Origin of the sequence: Streptomyces sp. NPDC048297, assembly GCF_043201585.1 — a bacterium.
Taxonomy (GTDB): Bacteria; Actinomycetota; Actinomycetes; order Streptomycetales; family Streptomycetaceae; genus Streptomyces.
This window is the reverse complement of record NZ_JBICZA010000026.1, coordinates 105423-121887: the sequence shown is the minus strand read 5'-3', so window position 1 is coordinate 121887 and position 16465 is coordinate 105423. Positions and strand designations below refer to the sequence as shown.

The 16465-nt window shown below is 68.5% G+C and carries 16 protein-coding genes; 5 read left to right on the top strand and 11 right to left on the bottom strand.

The window, feature by feature from the left end:
• The first annotated feature begins 571 nt into the window (after window positions 1-571).
• A complete protein-coding gene (locus tag ACGFYV_RS26300; protein ID WP_393880927.1) occupies window positions 572-2989 on the top strand; it encodes a Helicase associated domain protein in 2418 nt (805 codons plus the stop codon).
• Between the two features lie 300 nt (window positions 2990-3289).
• On the opposite strand, the gene ACGFYV_RS26295 is transcribed toward ACGFYV_RS26300, so the two are convergent.
• From ACGFYV_RS26295 to ACGFYV_RS26265, 7 genes are all read right to left on the bottom strand, one after another.
• Window positions 3290-4261 carry a hypothetical protein gene (locus ACGFYV_RS26295; protein ID WP_393880926.1) on the bottom strand — a complete coding sequence of 324 codons (972 nt, stop codon included), beginning with the start codon at window positions 4259-4261 and terminating at the stop codon, window positions 3290-3292.
• Window positions 4262-4482: 221 nt separating this feature from the next.
• On the bottom strand, window positions 4483-5844 hold the full coding sequence (locus ACGFYV_RS26290; RefSeq protein WP_393880925.1) for a hypothetical protein: 1362 nt from the start codon (window positions 5842-5844) through the stop codon (window positions 4483-4485).
• A gap of 511 nt (window positions 5845-6355) precedes the next feature.
• Window positions 6356-6742: a DUF6415 family natural product biosynthesis protein gene (locus tag ACGFYV_RS26285; protein WP_393880924.1), complete on the bottom strand. Its 387-nt coding sequence runs from the start codon at window positions 6740-6742 to the stop codon at window positions 6356-6358.
• Window positions 6739-6927: a hypothetical protein gene (locus ACGFYV_RS26280; protein WP_393880923.1), complete on the bottom strand. Its 189-nt coding sequence runs from the start codon at window positions 6925-6927 to the stop codon at window positions 6739-6741. Before ACGFYV_RS26280 ends, ACGFYV_RS26285 begins: the two co-directional genes overlap by 4 nt.
• Window positions 6928-7022: 95 nt before the next feature.
• The gene (locus tag ACGFYV_RS26275) at window positions 7023-7874 is read right to left on the bottom strand and encodes a helix-turn-helix domain-containing protein (protein ID WP_393880922.1); all 852 of its coding nucleotides are present in this window, start codon (window positions 7872-7874) and stop codon (window positions 7023-7025) included.
• A 28-nt stretch (window positions 7875-7902) separates the two neighbouring features.
• A complete protein-coding gene (locus ACGFYV_RS26270; protein ID WP_393880921.1) occupies window positions 7903-8430 on the bottom strand; it encodes a DUF6879 family protein in 528 nt (175 codons plus the stop codon).
• Complete coding sequence (locus ACGFYV_RS26265; RefSeq protein WP_393880920.1) at window positions 8399-8590, bottom strand: hypothetical protein; 192 nt, start codon at window positions 8588-8590, stop codon at window positions 8399-8401. Before ACGFYV_RS26265 ends, ACGFYV_RS26270 begins: the two co-directional genes overlap by 32 nt.
• Before the next feature lie 237 nt (window positions 8591-8827).
• On the opposite strand from ACGFYV_RS26265, the gene ACGFYV_RS26260 reads away from it, so the two are divergent.
• Entirely contained in the window at window positions 8828-9172 is a 345-nt protein-coding gene (locus ACGFYV_RS26260) for a hypothetical protein (protein ID WP_393880919.1), read from the top strand.
• Window positions 9173-9284: 112 nt separating this feature from the next.
• On the opposite strand, the gene ACGFYV_RS26255 is transcribed toward ACGFYV_RS26260, so the two are convergent.
• On the bottom strand, window positions 9285-9818 hold the full coding sequence (locus ACGFYV_RS26255) for an AAA family ATPase (protein ID WP_393880931.1): 534 nt from the start codon (window positions 9816-9818) through the stop codon (window positions 9285-9287).
• A 635-nt stretch (window positions 9819-10453) separates the two neighbouring features.
• Between ACGFYV_RS26255 and ACGFYV_RS26250 the strand changes: the two genes are divergently transcribed.
• Both ACGFYV_RS26250 and ACGFYV_RS26245 read left to right on the top strand, forming a co-directional pair.
• Entirely contained in the window at window positions 10454-10726 is a 273-nt protein-coding gene (locus ACGFYV_RS26250) for a hypothetical protein (RefSeq protein ID WP_393880918.1), read from the top strand.
• Window positions 10727-11077: 351 nt separating this feature from the next.
• The gene (locus tag ACGFYV_RS26245; RefSeq protein WP_393880917.1) at window positions 11078-12394 is read left to right on the top strand and encodes a helix-turn-helix domain-containing protein; all 1317 of its coding nucleotides are present in this window, start codon (window positions 11078-11080) and stop codon (window positions 12392-12394) included.
• 393 nt (window positions 12395-12787) lie between these two features.
• Here the strand turns inward: ACGFYV_RS26245 and ACGFYV_RS26240 are convergent, their stop codons facing one another.
• Window positions 12788-13123: a hypothetical protein gene (locus tag ACGFYV_RS26240; RefSeq protein WP_393880916.1), complete on the bottom strand. Its 336-nt coding sequence runs from the start codon at window positions 13121-13123 to the stop codon at window positions 12788-12790.
• Window positions 13124-13385: 262 nt separating this feature from the next.
• Between ACGFYV_RS26240 and ACGFYV_RS26235 the strand changes: the two genes are divergently transcribed.
• Window positions 13386-13784 (top strand): DUF6233 domain-containing protein, encoded by a 399-nt coding sequence (locus ACGFYV_RS26235; RefSeq protein ID WP_393880915.1) that lies wholly within the window; start codon window positions 13386-13388, stop codon window positions 13782-13784.
• Here the strand turns inward: ACGFYV_RS26235 and ACGFYV_RS26230 are convergent.
• Window positions 13781-14680, bottom strand: a complete 900-nt coding sequence (locus ACGFYV_RS26230; protein ID WP_393880914.1) for a Ku protein — start codon at window positions 14678-14680, stop codon at window positions 13781-13783. The genes ACGFYV_RS26235 and ACGFYV_RS26230 overlap by 4 nt on opposite strands.
• Window positions 14681-14848: 168 nt before the next feature.
• On the bottom strand, window positions 14849-16414 hold the full coding sequence (locus ACGFYV_RS26225; protein WP_393880913.1) for a replication-relaxation family protein: 1566 nt from the start codon (window positions 16412-16414) through the stop codon (window positions 14849-14851).
• Window positions 16415-16465: the final 51 nt, after the last annotated feature.

The window sequence follows — 16465 nt, the reverse complement described above, 5'->3', positions numbered from 1 at the left end:
CCCCGCGGAGCGGGATATGCCCCGGCAAGCCGGGGCATAGAGCGCGAATTGCGCAAGCGCAATTCGAATTCCGGCGCAAGCGCCGGAATAGAATTCCGCAAGCGGAATTCAAAAGGCGAGACAATTCGCGCAAGCGCGAATTGGGGGCACCCGCGCAAGCGCGGTCGCCGGGGCTGGCGGCAGGGGGAGGTGCATCACGCTCGGGCCTGTGTAGCCCCTGGAGTTCCAGACCACCACTGCTGCAACGGATGTGACGGACCGTGGGCCCGACAGGTGCCGGCCCCACCGTCGTGACGGGCTCCGCTTACGCTCCACCCGACCCCCTCCCCTGCTCTCAACTGCCCGAACGGCAATCTGACGACACCCCGCCAGCATACACTCTGACCCGGCATCATGGGGCAGAGTCGGCCAAGTATCATCCGGGAGGGCGAACCTGTCGCAAGGGTGATGCATCACATGGGCTGGCTGTGTAGAGTCTGGGGACAGACACCAACATCACCCCGGACCATCACCGCTCCGGGATTCCCTTTCATGTTACGGGCCACATTCCGCGAAAAGGAGAACACCGGGAATGGCCGTGAAACTGCGTGAACACCAGATTGAGGCCGTTGCCGCCATCGTGCGCGGCCTCGACATCCCGCCGGGCGGAATCCCCGTCAATGGTCTGCGCGGGCAGGTGCACGCCGCGTGCGGGACGGGAAAGACCATCATCGCGGCGTCGGCGGCAAAGCGGCTCGCGCCCAAGGGACGCGTTCTCGTTCTGGTGCCGACGCTGGATTTGCTGAGTCAGACGGTTCAGGCGTGGAATGCAGCCGGGCACAAGGGGCCTGCGGTTGCAGTGTGCTCGCTCCAGGACGACCCGGAATTGTGGGCGCTGAAAGTCCGGTCCACCACCAACCCCGTGCAATTGGCGCTGTGGCACGGCACCGGGCAGGTCATCATCTTCGCCACGTACGCCAGCCTCGGTGTCCTGTCGGAGGCCTTCGAGGGCGTGTACGGGCAGCAGCTCGCTCCTATGGACCTGGTGTGTGTCGATGAGGCGCACCGGACCAGCGGTTCGATGGGTAAGGCGTGGGCTGCCGTGCACGACCAGGGCGTCATCCCGTCGGCGCGCCGGCTGTATCTGACGGCGACGCCGCGGATCTGGCAGGAGCGGCCCCCGAACTGGGAGGTTGCCGAGGGCGTGCGGGACGCGCTGCCGCAGGAGATGGCAGCCTCCATGGACGACGAGGACGTCTTCGGGCCCGTCCTGTACAAGCTGTCGCTGGCGTCGGCCGTGTCCAGGGGGCTGCTGGCGCGGTACCAGATCATCGTGCTGGAGCTCCAGGACCCGGTCGTCACGCCCGAGCGGCTGATGGGCGAGGACCGGCGCGGCGAAGAGGTGCGCGGGCAGCGTCTCGGGGCCTTGCAGGCCGCGCTCCTGCACGCCATGGCCAGGCACTCCCTGCAGACCTGCATCACCTTCCACCACCGGACCATAGAGGCACAGGCGTACGCGGAGGGGCTGGAGCGGGTCGCGACCCGGTTGCACGAGGATCGGCCGGACCGGTACCCGGCAGAGGTCTGGGCGGACTGGCTGTGCGGGGAGCACGTGCCCGAGCGCCGGCGGGGAGCGCTGGGAAAGTTCGGGTCCACCGCGCTGCGTGCGATTCTTTCGAATTGCCGCGTATTGGGTGAGGGCGTTGATATTCGCGCTGTGGATTCCGTGGCCCTTCTAGATCCCAAGGGGGCGCCGCACGATATCGTGCAGGCCATCGGGCGCGCTCTTCGGCAGAAGCCCGGAGAGGGAAAGTTGGCCTCTCTGATTGTGCCGATTTTCTTGCAGCCGGGGGAAGAGCCTGAGGACATGTTTACCTCCGGGTCTTACCGGCCTCTGGTGAAGGTTCTCGAAGGTCTTCGGGCTCACGATGAAGAGGCCGTGGAACTGCTGGCGATCCCCCAGGAGCCTCAGAAAGCCGATGTTCAGCCGTCGACGTACATCGGCACGGCGCCCGAGAAAGGCGAGGAAGAATCGCGTCTGCTGCTTCGTTTTGCGGCTCCGCGTGACCCGGTGATGGTCGCGGACTGGGTTTCCTTCAACGTCATCGACGTGGAGCGGCAGGACTGGGCGAGGGGCTGGGCGGCGCTGAAGAACTTCGCGGAGCGTGAGCTTCACGCCTGCGTCCCCTACGAACACCGGGAGCAAACGTTTCCGCTGGGCACATGGGTGTCAGAACAACGAAGGGCCTACGGGGCGGGGCGGATGACCGGCAAGCGCGCCGCGCGGCTGGAGAAGTTGGGCATGGTCTGGTCGGTCGCGGATGAGCGGTTCCAGGAGAACCTGGCGGCGGCCCGGGTGTACTTCGAGGAACACTGGACGCTTTGTGCGCCTCGGTCCGCATCGGCGCTGGACAAGCCGGTAGGGCAATGGCTCTCCAATTTGCGGCGGCCGGGTGCGCTCGCCGACAAGCCGGAGTGGGAGGCCGCGCTCCTGGCGGTCGATGAGGACTGGAACCCTGATTGGCCGGCGGAGTGGCAGCGGCACTTCGCCGCGCTGCGCGAGCTCATGCGTGACGAGGACGGCCCGGCGGGGGTCCTGCCGGGGTTCACGGTCCACGGGATGGACGTGGGCAAGTGGCTGGTCCGGCAGCGGAAACCCGAGGTCTGGGATGCCCTGGCCGATGGGCAGCGCGAGCGCCTGGAGGCCGTCGGTGTCACCCCGCTCCCCGCGGCTGCGGCCCCGGCGGAGACGGGCGTGCCCTCGGAGCCGTCCACGGCGCCCGTGAGCGCCTTCGAGAAGGGCGTTGCGGCCCTGGCGCAGTACAAGGCCCGCACGGGCTCTGTGGCGGTCCCCAGGGCCCACGTAGAGCAGTTGGAGGATGGAACTGAGGTCCGGCTTGGGGTGTTTCTCAGCAACAGCAAGAGCCGCCGGGCCAAGCTGACCGCCGACAAGCTGCGTGCGCTGGCCGGCCTCGGGCTGGAGTGGGCGGCCACGGAAGGAGCGGCGTGATGACCGCGCCCGACGAAGGGCGGCGCGTACAGGAAGCCGTGCGGCGGCACTTGAGTGCGATGCCGTGGGCTCTGAGCTGCGGCATCGCACTGGTGTGCGTGTAGACCCTGGGATCTTAGGCTGCTCCCCCTCCGCGAACTACGTGGCGGCCGGGGCAGGTTCGGTGAGGCGGTCCAGCCGCGTGTAGAGGGCCCGTCCGCTGGCCGGTCTCGGGCTGGAGTGGACGGCGGCAGTGTGACGAAACGCGGCGGGCCCCGGAAGAGTTGCTGGGGCCCGCCGCGTGCTTCGTGGAATTGCGATTCAGGCGGGAGGCAGGCCCGGTAGAACGGTCCCCGTGTACGCGGCGAGCACGCTTCCCAGCGCTCCGCTGACGACGGGCGAGTTGAGGATGCCCATGATGGAAGTCCCCCACCGCTGAAGCTTGCCGGGGTCGGGCGAGCCGCTGGCGGCCTCGGCTTCGATGCGTGTGGCGAGCTGGGTGAACTCGATGACGTCGTCTTCGGGCAGCTGCAGGATCGGTGCGGCCTGGCGCAGGGCGCGGGCGAGCATGACGACCGCCGCGGGGTCGATCCCATCCTTGTTGGTGGTGGCGTTCATGGTGAAGTCGCGGCTGTTCGCGGCGATGTTGCCGGTGTTCTCACCGATATGGAAGGTGACGTTGTCACCAGGTTTTGGCTGGTTGATGTGGTCTTGCACGCTTCCTCCGGCTAGGGCGCAGTTGGCGCCCCGGGGTGTAATGGCGACCGTGGCGGGTTCGGTGTTGATGGCTTTGATGAGGTCGTGCTCTGCCAGGTAGGAGAGTGCTTCATGCAATTCCGTACCGGTGATCTCGGCTCCGGCAAAGGACGAGCCTCGCGTCGCGAGAAACAGGGTCGGGTTGATGGGCCTCTGGTCGCCTGCGATGTCGTAGAGCCATCGCAGGAAAGCATCCATCGTGTGGCGCAGCCGGGCCGCACGGTCCTTCTGGAGGTTCTTCAGCCGTTGTACGGCGACGACTCCTTCGTCGGCGAGATGGACGTCTGTGGCTCCGGTCATGTCGCGCGCGATCTTCACCAGTCCGCGCTGCTCCAGTTGGAGAGCGAGGACAGTCGGATCTGCGTCTTGCAGCTGGTGTTCTTCGACGAACTCGGTCACGTCGACGTACAGGGCTGGGCGCTGTTGATGGTGAGCGTCGATCCACAGCAGCAGCTGTGCCAGGTGGGCGCTGCTCTCGATTGTTTCGCTGTTGCTCAACGCGCCTCCGAGTGTGATTCCTTCGGCCTGGATCTGCACACGGGAGAGTTGCGCCGCGCAGCCTGTTCCAGGCTCTTCTTCAGGCCCCCGACGTAGGCCTTCGCGAACTTGTCGAAGTCGCGGGAGCTGATGCCACGGGCCACGTTGCCCTCCTGTCTCAGGTGTCTCAAAGCAAGCGTACGGGGAGGGTCTGACAGTGAGCCGTCCGCTCGTACGTCTCGCGTTCCGTCGCATGCTGGAAGGCCCTTCGCCGGGGCGCTCTACGGGTTCTGGATTTCTGGCTCTACCGCTTCAAGGGCAAGACGTTGGACGTCGGGTGAGTGGGTAAGGCCGCGGATCGTGGACAAGACTCCGTCCGTGATGCGCCGCACTGCCACTCGGTCGGGTGCGGGGGCTTCGGCAGCTGTCTGAAGCTCACTCGTCTGTGCCAGGAGCGCCTGCTGTTCCGCGGCATCCGGGGTCAGGGCCGGGGCCAGCTGCCGGATCAGGCTGACCGCTGCCAGGATCTGTGCCGGGTCGAAGTCAGCCCGTGATGCGGCGTTCTGGCTGACGCCGGTGCTGTTGGCCGCGATGTTGCCGTTGTTCGTGGCGATGTGGAACGTCACGGGGCCGTTGTCCCTGCGGTGGATGTATGCGCCGGTGTCGCCGCGGTATCCCTCTACGCAGTCCTCACCGGCCGGAGTGATCTCTGCCAGGACCGGGCCGGCCATCTGATCGAATGTGCCGCCGCCTTTGATCAGTCCGTGGTGCTCCAAGTACGCAGAGGCTCGGTCAATCTCACTCTCGGTGAACCGCACGCCCTGGTCCACGGAGAGGCTGTCGTCCGAGAGCATGTCCATCACGTTCGGCATGGGCTCGCCTGGACTCTGTTGCTGTTTCTGGTGCCACAGCCACATCAGCAGAGCCGTGCGGGAGGCGCTGAGGTGAAGCACCGCGTCAGGGGCTGGTACGGGCGCCGGCTCCCCGCCGGTGAAATCCCTGTCGGCCTCATGTAGAACTCTGTGCACCTGTCTGCACGTCTCGCTTACGTAGCCGCGCAGGTCAGTGGCCTGCTCGTAGAACATGACCTGCCGGGGGACATCGTCCATGCTCCAGCTTCCGTTCGGGGCTTTGCCGTACGAGCCAGACATAAACGGTTCGTTGAAGAAGGAGTCCGGGACCATGCGGATGATGCGGGGATCCATCTGCGGGAGCGCCCGCTGAAGGTCCTCGGACGTGAGGGGGACCCGGGTGACCTCGTTCGGCAAACGCGGGGCGTTCCGCCACAGCGTGATCATGTGATGGAGCACTTGAAGGAAGGGCTCTCCCAGGGCGTAGCGCGCTTCGTCCAATGCCCAGGCTGCGGCGACCGTCAACTTGATCCGGGTGTCCTCCATGAGGATGCGGGGGACCGCCGTGGTGAAGCCGTAGGAGAGCCCCACGGATCCGGAAGCCCCGACCCGCGGAAGTGAGTCGAGCACGCCCCGGGGGTCCTCCATGCCAAAGGATTTCGCCTTGTATTCCACCCAGTCCCACATCGGCCAGTGGCCGTCAGGATCTGCTGCCTGTTGGGTGCCGATCATGGCGAGCAGAGCGAGTTGCTGCTGTTCGAGTTGTACTTCCGTCAGGTCGTGCACGGACATGTTGCCGATGTCCCCCGATGAGGCGATGTGATGATACTGAGGACGCTAGCGGAGGGAGCCACGGCAAAGCACTCTGGCGCCGTTCATCCCTGCGTCTCAGCGGTGTTCGCACGGGGCCAGGCACAGGTGCGCTGTTTCCGAGCCAGGCCACGGTGTGGGGCCGCGCGGGGCCTGGCCCTGCTGGGCGGCCTCCCAACGTGCGATCAGCTCGTCCTTCCAGCCCGTCACCGGAGGCCAGGGGACACCCCACTCAGCGAGTTGGGCACGCTTCCACCCGCCCCTCCCGGCGCGGGCGGCGTAGATCTCTTCAGGGGATGGCAGTCCAGGCATGTGAGATCAACGAACGGCAGGACGCAGGTGTTACCCGCCAGCGTCGACTTCCTCCCCTGGGCCAGCGTCCCCAGACCCCAGGCCCTACACGCACTGAGGTGCGATGCCGTGGGGTTCTGAGCTGCGGCATCGCACTGGCGTGCGTGTAGGACCTGGGGTCTGGGGACGCTCCCTGCTCGAACTACGGTGCGGCCGGGACGGGTTCGGTGAGGCGGTCCAGCCGTGTGTAGAGGGCCTGGGCGAGGCGGGCGCGGTTCTGGGCGCAGCGGGCGGTGCCTTGCAGCGGGGCGGACAGGCGGCGGCCGGCTTCGCGGAGGATGACTTCGGCGAGGGCGCCGCGGCCGTCGTTCTTGGGCAGGGCGGCGGCGTGGCGGCGGACGTCGGCGGCGATCGCGCGGGCGTGCCCGGTGAGCTGGAGGGCGATCTGCTCGTAGTCGCGGGGTGCGAGGTCCGGGTTCTTCCAGGCGAGGACGGCGGTGATGAGTGCCTCGTGCGGGGCACGGTCCAGGGGGAGTTCGGCCTTGATCAGGCCGCGCGGGTCGTGGAGCACGGCGTGGGTGTCGCTCATCGGGTGCCTGCCGCGTCGTTGTCCTGGGCGTGGTCGCCGGCGTCGGCGTGCGGGGCCTGGACGGCGAGGAAGCGGGCGTAGCCGCGGTCGGCGCGGGCGATCAGCGCCGGTGAGGGCCGGCCGAAGGCGGGCGGCTGGAGGCCGGGGCCTTCCGGCTGGGGGCCGGTGGGTGTGGGTGCGCTCATGGGCGCCGCCTCCATGTGCTGGGTGCGTCGGTGTCGTTCGACGCTACGGAGGCCGCCGCTCTGTCCTCAACGAAATTGCGGGTAATTGCGGAACTTCATTCCAGCGCGTCTATCGCGGCCCGGATCAGGGCGCGGGCGGCGTCGCCGTACACGGCCATCTCCGCAAGGCCGGCGAACGCCTTCGCGTAGTCGGCGACTTCGCGCGGCTGCGTCACCTTGATCTCCGCCGTCAGGGTCTCTACCACGGCGGTGGTGTCGTCGTGGACGTAGAACGCTTCCAGCGGCCACACGGTGCGCTGCGCGGCGAACGGGATGATCCCGAGCGAGACGGAGGCGAGCGGCATCACCGCCAGGAGGTGACGGAGCTGCCCGCGCATCGCCTCGGGGCCGGCGGTGCGGTAGCGCAGGACGGACTCCTCGAGGAGGACCACGTAGAGGTGGCCGCCCTCGTAGAGAAACCGGGAGCGGGCGACTCGGGCGGCGACGGCTTCGTCGACGTCGTCGGGGGTGCCCTGGAAGCGGGTGATCTGCTTCATGAGGGCCGTTGCGAACGCCGGCGTCTGGAGGAACCCCGGCGGCACGTTGGAGACGTAGACCCGGCAGTGGCGGGTCTGCTCGTGCAGGGCGTACCAGTCTTCTTGGACCTGGCGCATGCCGTTGCGGTGCAGGCGGCGCCACTCCATGTACATCGAGTCGACCGCGCGGGCGGTGGCGATGAGGTCGTCGGCCTGGTCGTCGGCACCGCACGCCGCGCACCAGGTCCGGATGTCCGCGTCTGCGGGCAGGACCGCGCCCTTTTGGATGCGGGTGGTCTTCGCAGGGTGCCAGCCGCACCGGGCGGAGAGCTCCTTCCCGGTGAGGCCGGCGTCCTTGCGCAGGTGCTGCAACCGCACGGCGAGCGCCTCGCGGGCCCCCTGCGCGCTGGAGGATGGGGAGGCGGTCGTCATGACGTGGCGGCCCTTGGGTGTGCGTCGGTCAGATGCGGTAGTCGGCGTGTTCGGTGGCCAGGTCCCACACCGAGCGGAACGCCTCCGCGCACAGCTTGATGGCCTGCGGGTCCTCGGTGTGGTCGGGCTCCAGGGCCTCGCCGTCGCCGGAGAAGATGTTCCACCGCACGATCCGGTCGTCGATGAGCCAGAAGTCGTTGCCCGGCAGGGCGAGGGGGGAGGCGCGGCGGCGAGGCAGCCAGCGGACCTGTTCACCGGCCCGGCGGTTGGCGTCGGTGACGGCGTGCTCGAAGCGGATATAGTCGGTGACGGGCTCGGACACGACCCGGGCCCGGCGGACCTTCACCCCGCGGGCGACGGTCCGCTCCACCAGCGGCAGCCACCCGCTCCAGTACTCCGAGTCGTCCGCGGGCACGCTTCCGTCCCTCTGGAACGCGTCGTAGACCTCCCGCTCCTCCCCCACGGCGTAGACGTCCCGCAGTTCCAGGTGCAGGGCGTACTGCCGGGCGGAGTCGAGCAGGTCCTCAAAGCTGGGGGCCGGCGGCTTCTGCGGCATCACACGCCCTTCTGATCTGGGCCACCATCCGGACCGGGATCCGGATGACCCCTTCGTCCTTGGCGGGCGGGCTGTCCTGGCTGCACGCGGCCCGGGTCACCACGTCGGCGAACTTGCCCTGCAAAACCAGTTCCGGTCCCTCAGCCGTGTCGGTGTCCACCCACACCGCCGGGCAGTTCCCACCGCCCGAGTTCGGGTCCGTGCCGAAGAAATGTAACGCCATGATCGCCTCCGGAGAAAGCCAGTTGCGGAGAGTTGCGCACCGACCGTCCCGCAGGCCGGAGTCAGCGTCAAGGGCCCCGGTGAGTGGCGGCGGTCTGTGGCCGTGACGATGTCTGGTCCGTCCGGGTAACCACGGGCCGCGACTCCGGATTCCGTGGGCGCGGCCCCTCTGGCCATGGAACACACCCCGATGCCCGAGCCACTGCGCCGCGCGGTCAACCAGATGGTGTACGAGGCGGTTGAGCGCTGCCAGGAGGTCATGAGCTACGCGGCCTCGGACGTCGCCCGGGACTGGAAGCGCATGACGCTGTACCGGGCCACGGCGGACAGCGTGGCCACGCTGATCGCCGCGTACTGCCAGCAGGTCGGCATGGATCCGGAGACCCTGAACGGCTACCTCCAGCTCAGCCAGCAGCACAGCCGGGCCGACGGCCCGCACGAGGAAGACCGGGCGGGCGGCGCCCGCTATCCCTGCACCGGGCGGCCGATGGTCCACAGGTCACCTGGGGCGCGGGCGTAGGGGCCGGATTCGCGAACTTGGGAATCCGGCCCTAGCGCAACGTCTGTCGCAGCACGCGGCGCAACAGGTAGGCGCAGCCCTTGGGGCGACATCTGTCGCAACGGTGCCCCGGTCAGCGGTCCAGTGCGGGCAGGTGGGCCAGGCCGGTGTCGAGCATGATGCGGTCGGTGGTCTCGTGCAGGGCGCTGTCGGCGCCGATGATGGTCTCGATGCCGCCGGGCAGTAGATCGCGCGCTCGGTACCAGTCGCGCAGTTGTGTCTCGTTGACGTCGTCGGCGATCGGCTTGGTGGCGTGCCGGGCGAGGGTTTCGTCGAACGGCACGTCCAGGTAGTAGCTGTGGGTCGGGCCGCGGTGGTCGGCGCGCAGCTGGGCGAGCATGTCGCCGTAGCGGTCGGCGTAGAGGATGCCTTCGACGACGACGTGGTACCCGGCGTCCAGGGCGTAGCGGGCGGTCAGGTCGATCAGGCCGATGTTCGCGGCACCGGGCCGGTCGCGCTCGCGGAGCACGATGCGGCGGAGGTTGTCCTGGCCGACCAGGGCCAGGCCGCGGCCGAAGCGTTCGCGGAGGTCGGCTGCGACGGACGACTTCCCCGAGGCGCTGTTACCGCGCAGCATCACCAGCCGGGTTTCTTCGGTACCCACCATCACGGCGATCACGCTACCCACGACCAGTGACAGCACCGGGGCGTTCCGGGACGGCGCCGGTCCCAGGGTGATCTCCTACCCCCCCTCTGCCGCTTGGAGGAGCGCATGCCCGCACCAGCCCTGACGGCCACGCAGTCACCGGAGGCGTCGGGCCGAGCGGTGCCGTCGTCAGCGTGACGTCTGGTGGTGGCGAGCCGGCTACGCCGCTGGCGCCCGTTACCGGGAACGCCTTTGATCGCGCGATCGCACGTCGTCGGTCGTGCTACGCGGCACACCTGACAGGTTTCGACTGACTGTCGACGTCTTTTCCGCGCCCGGCGCACGCCAGGTTTCATGCCGTGACCGTTTCGGGTGAATTCCGCGACCGGAAATGAACGAAATAGCCAAGAGGCGAAAACAGGCCATGGCCGACACGCTGAGCTACGGAATTCGAGGAAGTTTCTTGCGTTCGCACAACGAAAGTCCATCGTCCTGGGGCGACTGACGTTATGCCCGAAAGTGCGGCTTTTGGTTGATTAGCTTATCGCACTCTGTATCGGTAGCTTCACCCTCAGGTGCGTGCGGGACCTCGCACATCGTCTTCCAAAACCCTGTTCGAAGTCCCGCACGCTCACGGCAATCCGAAGGAGTGCCCCATGGGGCGATCTACCCCCCGGCGCCGCCGGGTAAAACAGCCAACCGGCCGCTTCGCACGCAAGCGTAGTAGCCGTAACGAAAACTTCCGTTACGTGAACCGGTTTGGCACGCACGCTGTCGCTGCGTTCATCGGAATCCTGTTCATCGGGTACGTGCTCATTTTCCGCCCGCCCGTCCATGTGACGGTCTCCCCTGAGACCGGAACCGTCTTCGGCGGTGTCCTGTCCGGTGCCGTCCTCCGGCTCCTGCAGATCCGCCGCTACCGGCGCTAAGGGGCCCTGGCCGGGGGAGAGCGGTCCCACTGCTCTCCCCCGGGCCGCGCACCGAGCGGTACGCGCCCTCGCCCGCCATAGCCGCCACCGCACGGCGGCCGCGTGTGACGAAACCCGGGGAATTTCGGGTGTATCAACCGCGGGCGGCCCTCTGTGAACCCTTTTCGTTACGGGACGGAAGCAACCGTGAGTGACACATGCGAGTTCTGCTGCACCCTTCTCACCGGAGGCCCGCAGAAAGGCAGGCCCCGGAAGTACTGCGGGGATGCCTGCCGCCAGGCAGCCCACCGGCGCCGCCTGAACGCGGGATCCGCCGCCCCGCCCCCAGTGCAGCCGACACCGGCGACGGAGGTGCCACACACCTCCCGCACCACCCCGGCCCCCCGCGTCACCAGCCGCAGCCCCTCAGCCGGAGACGAACTCCTTTCCGAGATCTCCAAAGACATCCAGGACGGGGCCCGAGACCTCGCGCGCCTCCTGCCGTCCCTCAACGGGGAAGAACCCCTGCAGCGCATCACCCAGCTGCAAGAACAACTGGACGGCCTGACCGCAGCACTCGTCGGCCGGGCCCGCTACCGGCGCGTCACATGGGCGGTCATCAGCTCAACCCTGCGCATCAGCGAAGACACCGCCCGCCACCGCTACACCGACCGCTACATCCTGCGCCGCATCGCCCGCTTCAGCCGCTCCGAGACAGTCCTCAATTCCGTGGGCAAACTGTTCGCCGCACCCGAGCACGGCACTGTCACACCTCACGATCCGCCCTCCGGCAGCGACGCGGGTGCCCAGGGCGGCGACTCAGGCGACCGTGGGGACGGTCCCGACCAGTCCACACAGAGCGAGCCCTCGGGAGCCGCCTACAACCGGCTCGCGCCGATCCTGTCCATGCTCATCCGCACCGCCCAGCTCAGCAACAAGGAGGTCAGCAGCAGAATCGGTTGCTCCCCCTCCTACCTGTCACGGATCCTGACCGGCGAACGCGTACCGACCTGGGACCTGACACGCAAATTCGCCCACGCCTGCGGAGCCGACCCCGAAGTCCTGCGGACCATCTGGGAGTCGGAGAAGCTCAGCCGAAGGGGCCGCGAGCCGGTCACCGAACCCGATGCCACCCACCTGCCGGCAGCCGAACAGCTACGCGCCGCAATCCACACGCTCCACCTACGCGCAGGGCGCCCCACCCCGAGTGACATCGCCGTCGCCAGCCGGTGGGCACTCACCGCAGGCACCGTCGCCTCCCTCATCGAAAGTGCCGTCCTGCCACCCCGGCACGTCCTGCAGGCGTTCGTGCGCCTCCTGGGCGGCGACATCGACCACTTCACCCAGCTCCTGGACAACGCCCACCACGAAGCCACCCACGGCGCCGCCATCATGCGGCCCGACAGCCGCCCCGAAACCGACCCCGCGCCCGCCCCCCTCCGCCCGGAACACACCACAGCCCCTCCCTCCCCCGGACACACCGGCCCCGACGCCGTGATGAAGACGTTCAGCAAGGTGTTAACCGAAGACCACACCGTCGAAGACGGCCGCGCCCGTCTCCTGCTCAAACTCGCCCGGCAGACCCCAGCGACAGGCCGTGCCCGCCGGCCGATGACCGCATTGGCCGAGGTCCTCCGGCAGCGCACGCTTCCTCCCGCCCCCGCCATCACCCCCCTCAGAGGAACATGACGAGGCTGGCTCAGGAGAGCTACGAGCAGCCAAGGATGGGGGGCGTCGGTGCTCGGGGAGGTGGCCATGGCGGCATAGGATCGTTGCCTGTGGCACACACATTCGAAGATCTCGTAGACCTTGAGCGTGCGGCTGAGGACGCACACGCCCGGCTGTCCAGCCCTGCGGTCGTCCACGCGGCTGCCTGGCCTGGGTGGATGCGGCCGCCACCTTCCAGGCAGCGGTAACGGAGCACGCCGCGGCCAAGGGATCCAGCCGGTATGAGGTGGAGATGGCCGTGAAGAAAGCAGTCCGACACCCCGAGCAGGCTGCGGCCTGACAGCAGCCTCCCCTGGTGCATCACGCCGGGCAGGGTGAGCGCACTCAGCCAGAACAGGGGTTGATGCGATCGGCCTACGGTCGGCCACCGGCAGTGCCGGGCCGCGTCGACGGCACGTAGTCGTCGACGGGCGGCGCCTCGCCGTAGACGTCCTCTAAGCCGTCCTCGGTCTCGCCGGCCTGGTCCTCCTGCTGAGGCGTTTCCTCGATCATGCGGGCCAGCATGGCAGAGCCTCGCTCCTCCTCTGGCCAGATCGTCAACGCCTCGCCGACCTCCTCGTCAGTGAGGGGGACCCGGGCGTTCGGCATGCCGCCGTACTCACCCGCCCGGCCGACGAACTTCCGGCGGGCGGTCGCCTCGCTCCCCCGCCAGCCGGTGTCCTGTGACAGCGAACCTTGAGCATGTGCCATCGAAGTTTGATCGGCATCGCCCCTGGCCAGCGCGAGGCGGTGTCGCGCAGCCTTCGGAGCCCTGCGCTCGACCGCGCAACCCGCGCAGTCGCTCAGCGGTGGCTCGTTCGGTCAGCGTGAGCCTTAGACCTGCGGTGATCAAACTTCGATGGCACAAACTCGCGTCCGTCAAAGTCCGGTGGCAAACGGTCAAGGTTCGATGGCAGAGGACAGCCGGTCTCGCGTTGTTGCTGTTCACGACCGCCGTCATAGAATCGAACACATGAGCGATCTTCCGTCAGACCCGCCGCGCCTTCACGCGATCCTGGCGTACCTCGACAGGCAGGTCGCCGACCACGAGACGGTCGGGTTCTATCTGCGGCTCCAACGCGAGGCAGTCCGCAAGGCCATCGCTGCAGCCGACCCGGGATCCGCCCGCCGGCCCCGGCGTGAGCGGCCCGCGCCACAGCAGCGGCCGGCGGGCCCGTTCGTGTCGGAGCAGTCGCCCCACGTGGACGGTTCAGCAGGCGTGATCATCCACGTTGCGGGCTGCGAAATGGTCAAGAAGCCCGTGGCCTCTTTCGGCGCGGAGAAAGCCCGATGGGCGCTCACCAAAGATCGCACCTTCGGCAAGCCGTGCGAGCACTGCAGGCCAGGCACCAGGCTGGGGATCCTGGACTAGGCGCTGCGCGGCTTCCGTCCCGACGCCTTCTTCGCCACGGCCTTCTTGGCCGCGTGCTTCTTCGGCGCCACGGCCTTCTTCGGCTTCGGCAGCTCGTGCACTGCGGCCGGCTTGCCGCGGGCCTCCTTCGCCTGCTGCACCGACTCATTGAGCGCGGCCATCAGGTCGAGTACCTGGGCCGGCTGCTCCGGTGCCGGCGCCTCCGGCAGGGCGTGGTGTTCGCGCTTCGCCTCGATGATCTGCGCCATGGCCTCGGTGTAGCGGTCCTGGAACTCCTCGCCCGCCAGGTCGTCGCGGGCCATCGTGTCCATGAGCGCGAGCGCACCCTCGATCTCGTCCTCGGACACGTCGACGGCCGGCGGGTACAGCTCCTCCGGTGAGCGGATCTCATCCGGCCAGTGCATCGCATGCAGTACGAGCACGCCCTCCCTGACCCGCAGCAGGCCCAAGCGCTCCCGGCCGGACCACGCGTACTTGGCCACAGCCACCTTGCCGGAGCGGCCGAGGGCCTGCACGAGCAGCTTGTACGGCTTGGCGGCGATCGGGCCGTTCGGCTGCAGATAGTAGCCCTCTCCGATCTTCAGCGGGTCCACCGAGTCCAACGGGACGAACGCCTCGATCTCGATCGCCTTCGCCGTGGGCAGCGGCAGGTTCCGCAACTCGTCGTCCGTGATGGGGACGACCTGCGTCGTGGTCAGCTCGTACCCTTTGCCGATCTCTGCGTTCGAGACCTCGCGATCCTCAAGTTCGCAGACCTTCTTCACCCGGACGCGCCCCATGTCCTCGAGGTGGTACTGGTGGAGGCGGATCGAGTGGTCCTCGACGGCGCTGACCACGTTGATCGGCACGGTCACGAGACCGAACGAGATGGCGCCGGACCAGACGGTTCGGGGCATGGCTGACCTCCGCAGTGGCCCCGAGCACCATCAGCCTACGGGCGCCCTCGCGCCCCAGCACGCCGCCGGGCAGTCACACCTCCACTGATGGTGGCGACGGGCAAGGCGGCCTCCAGCCGGCGACCGCCCCGGCCGCTGCCTGTCCAGCCGAAGGCGCCCCGCCGCCCACTACCGGCGGCGTGTGATGCCGAACCGGTTGCGCGGTTTCGAGGTCGGTGCTGCGGCGGCCGCGCGTTCTGCTTCCTCCGCCTGGCGGCGCGCGACGCGTTCAGTTTTCGCACGGTCGGCGGCCTCCTTGGCACAGGGTTCACACAGCCAGTCCCACTCGCCGGGCCACGAGGACCTCCTGGTCTCCTGCCAGCGCTCGTCAGTGAACTTGGTGCCGCACTGCGTACACACCGGCCGCTGTGCCTCCCGGTGAGCGGCCTCTCGCTCCGCCTGGCGCCGGCGGGCCTCCCGGAGCTGTACCCGGTACAGCCGCTCGCCGTCCGGGTTGTCCAGGGCCTCGGACAGCGTCTGCCACTCATCGCGCCCGAGCCTGCGCCACACCCTGCCCGCGGCCCCGGCCGGGTCGGCGGTGATCCGCTCCAGCTCGGTGACGACCACGGGCACCGCCTGGTGGTAGTCGACGGCCGTGAACGCCTCACCCCGATGTGGTGTGCCCGCGAAGTAGGCGCGGGCGGCCTGCTCCAGGCGCTCGATCCGGCTCTCGCGCTGCGCGGCCGTCCGGCCGGTGAACACGAACGCCACCGGCACGTACCCCTCCCGTCCCGTCGCCGGGTAGATCCGCGACCACAGCCGGAAGTCGTGCACCACCGCTCCCCTGGCCGCCTTCTCCTTGTTCGCGTCGGCCTTCGGCGCCAGGAGCTCGAACCAGTCGGTGTAGCGGCGCAGCTTGGCCACCAGGTCGTCGACGGGCTCGGTGACCCGGTCGACCTCCAGCAGCATCGCGGGCACTCCGGCGTCCGGGGCGCGCATCGTCAGGTCGGCGTACTGGGTGTAGCCGTACGGGAGGCGGTGGGCGATCTCGGTCTGCCAGGACAGCGGGGTGCCGTACCCGGCCCCGGTGAGCACGGCGGCGGTCGAGGTGACGGCGGCGGCGTGTTCGTCGTAGCCGTCGGCTTGGACCGGCCGGCCTTCGTCGTCGTACTCCAGCTTGCGCAGCGCGGAGATCCGTACGTTCTTCGGCAGCAGCAGCTTGGCTTCCTTGTGGCCCTTCTCGGTGAGCACCCACAGCTGATGTCCCGACTCCAGCCGCGTCTCCACCCGGACCAGGCCCGAGTCCTTCAACGCGTTCAGGGTGTCCCTGGTGATCCGGTCGTGCCGGTCCGTGGGGCGCAGCATCCGCCAGAGCTGATCAGCGGTAGCCCTCTGGAAGATTCCGAGCGCGCGCAGCACTTCCTTCCGTCGCACTCCGGTCGGCTTCCAGACCTGCGTCGACCTAGGAGGGTTGTCGAACGCGTCGTCGGACCTTGACTGCTTGGGCTGACCTGTGGGTATGCGCCCGGCGGGCGTAGTGGCCGTGGAGGGGTTGATGGAGGGGCCCGTGGAGGGGGCCTGCGGGACCTCGTCCACGTCGCCGGCGGGCGCCGGGCCGGGCACAGTACGGAGGTCTTGGGCGGTGCGGAGCGTGTGGTCGGCGGGCACGGTGTCCTCGGTTTCCCCCCGGTCTGCGGGCCGGGTCGGCAGTCGTCCGGCCCGCACGCGGATGTGCGCACGGGCCGGGGCCACCATGAGGAAGCACCCCTTGTCCGCTGTCTGACGATCAGCGACAGCAGGTGTCCG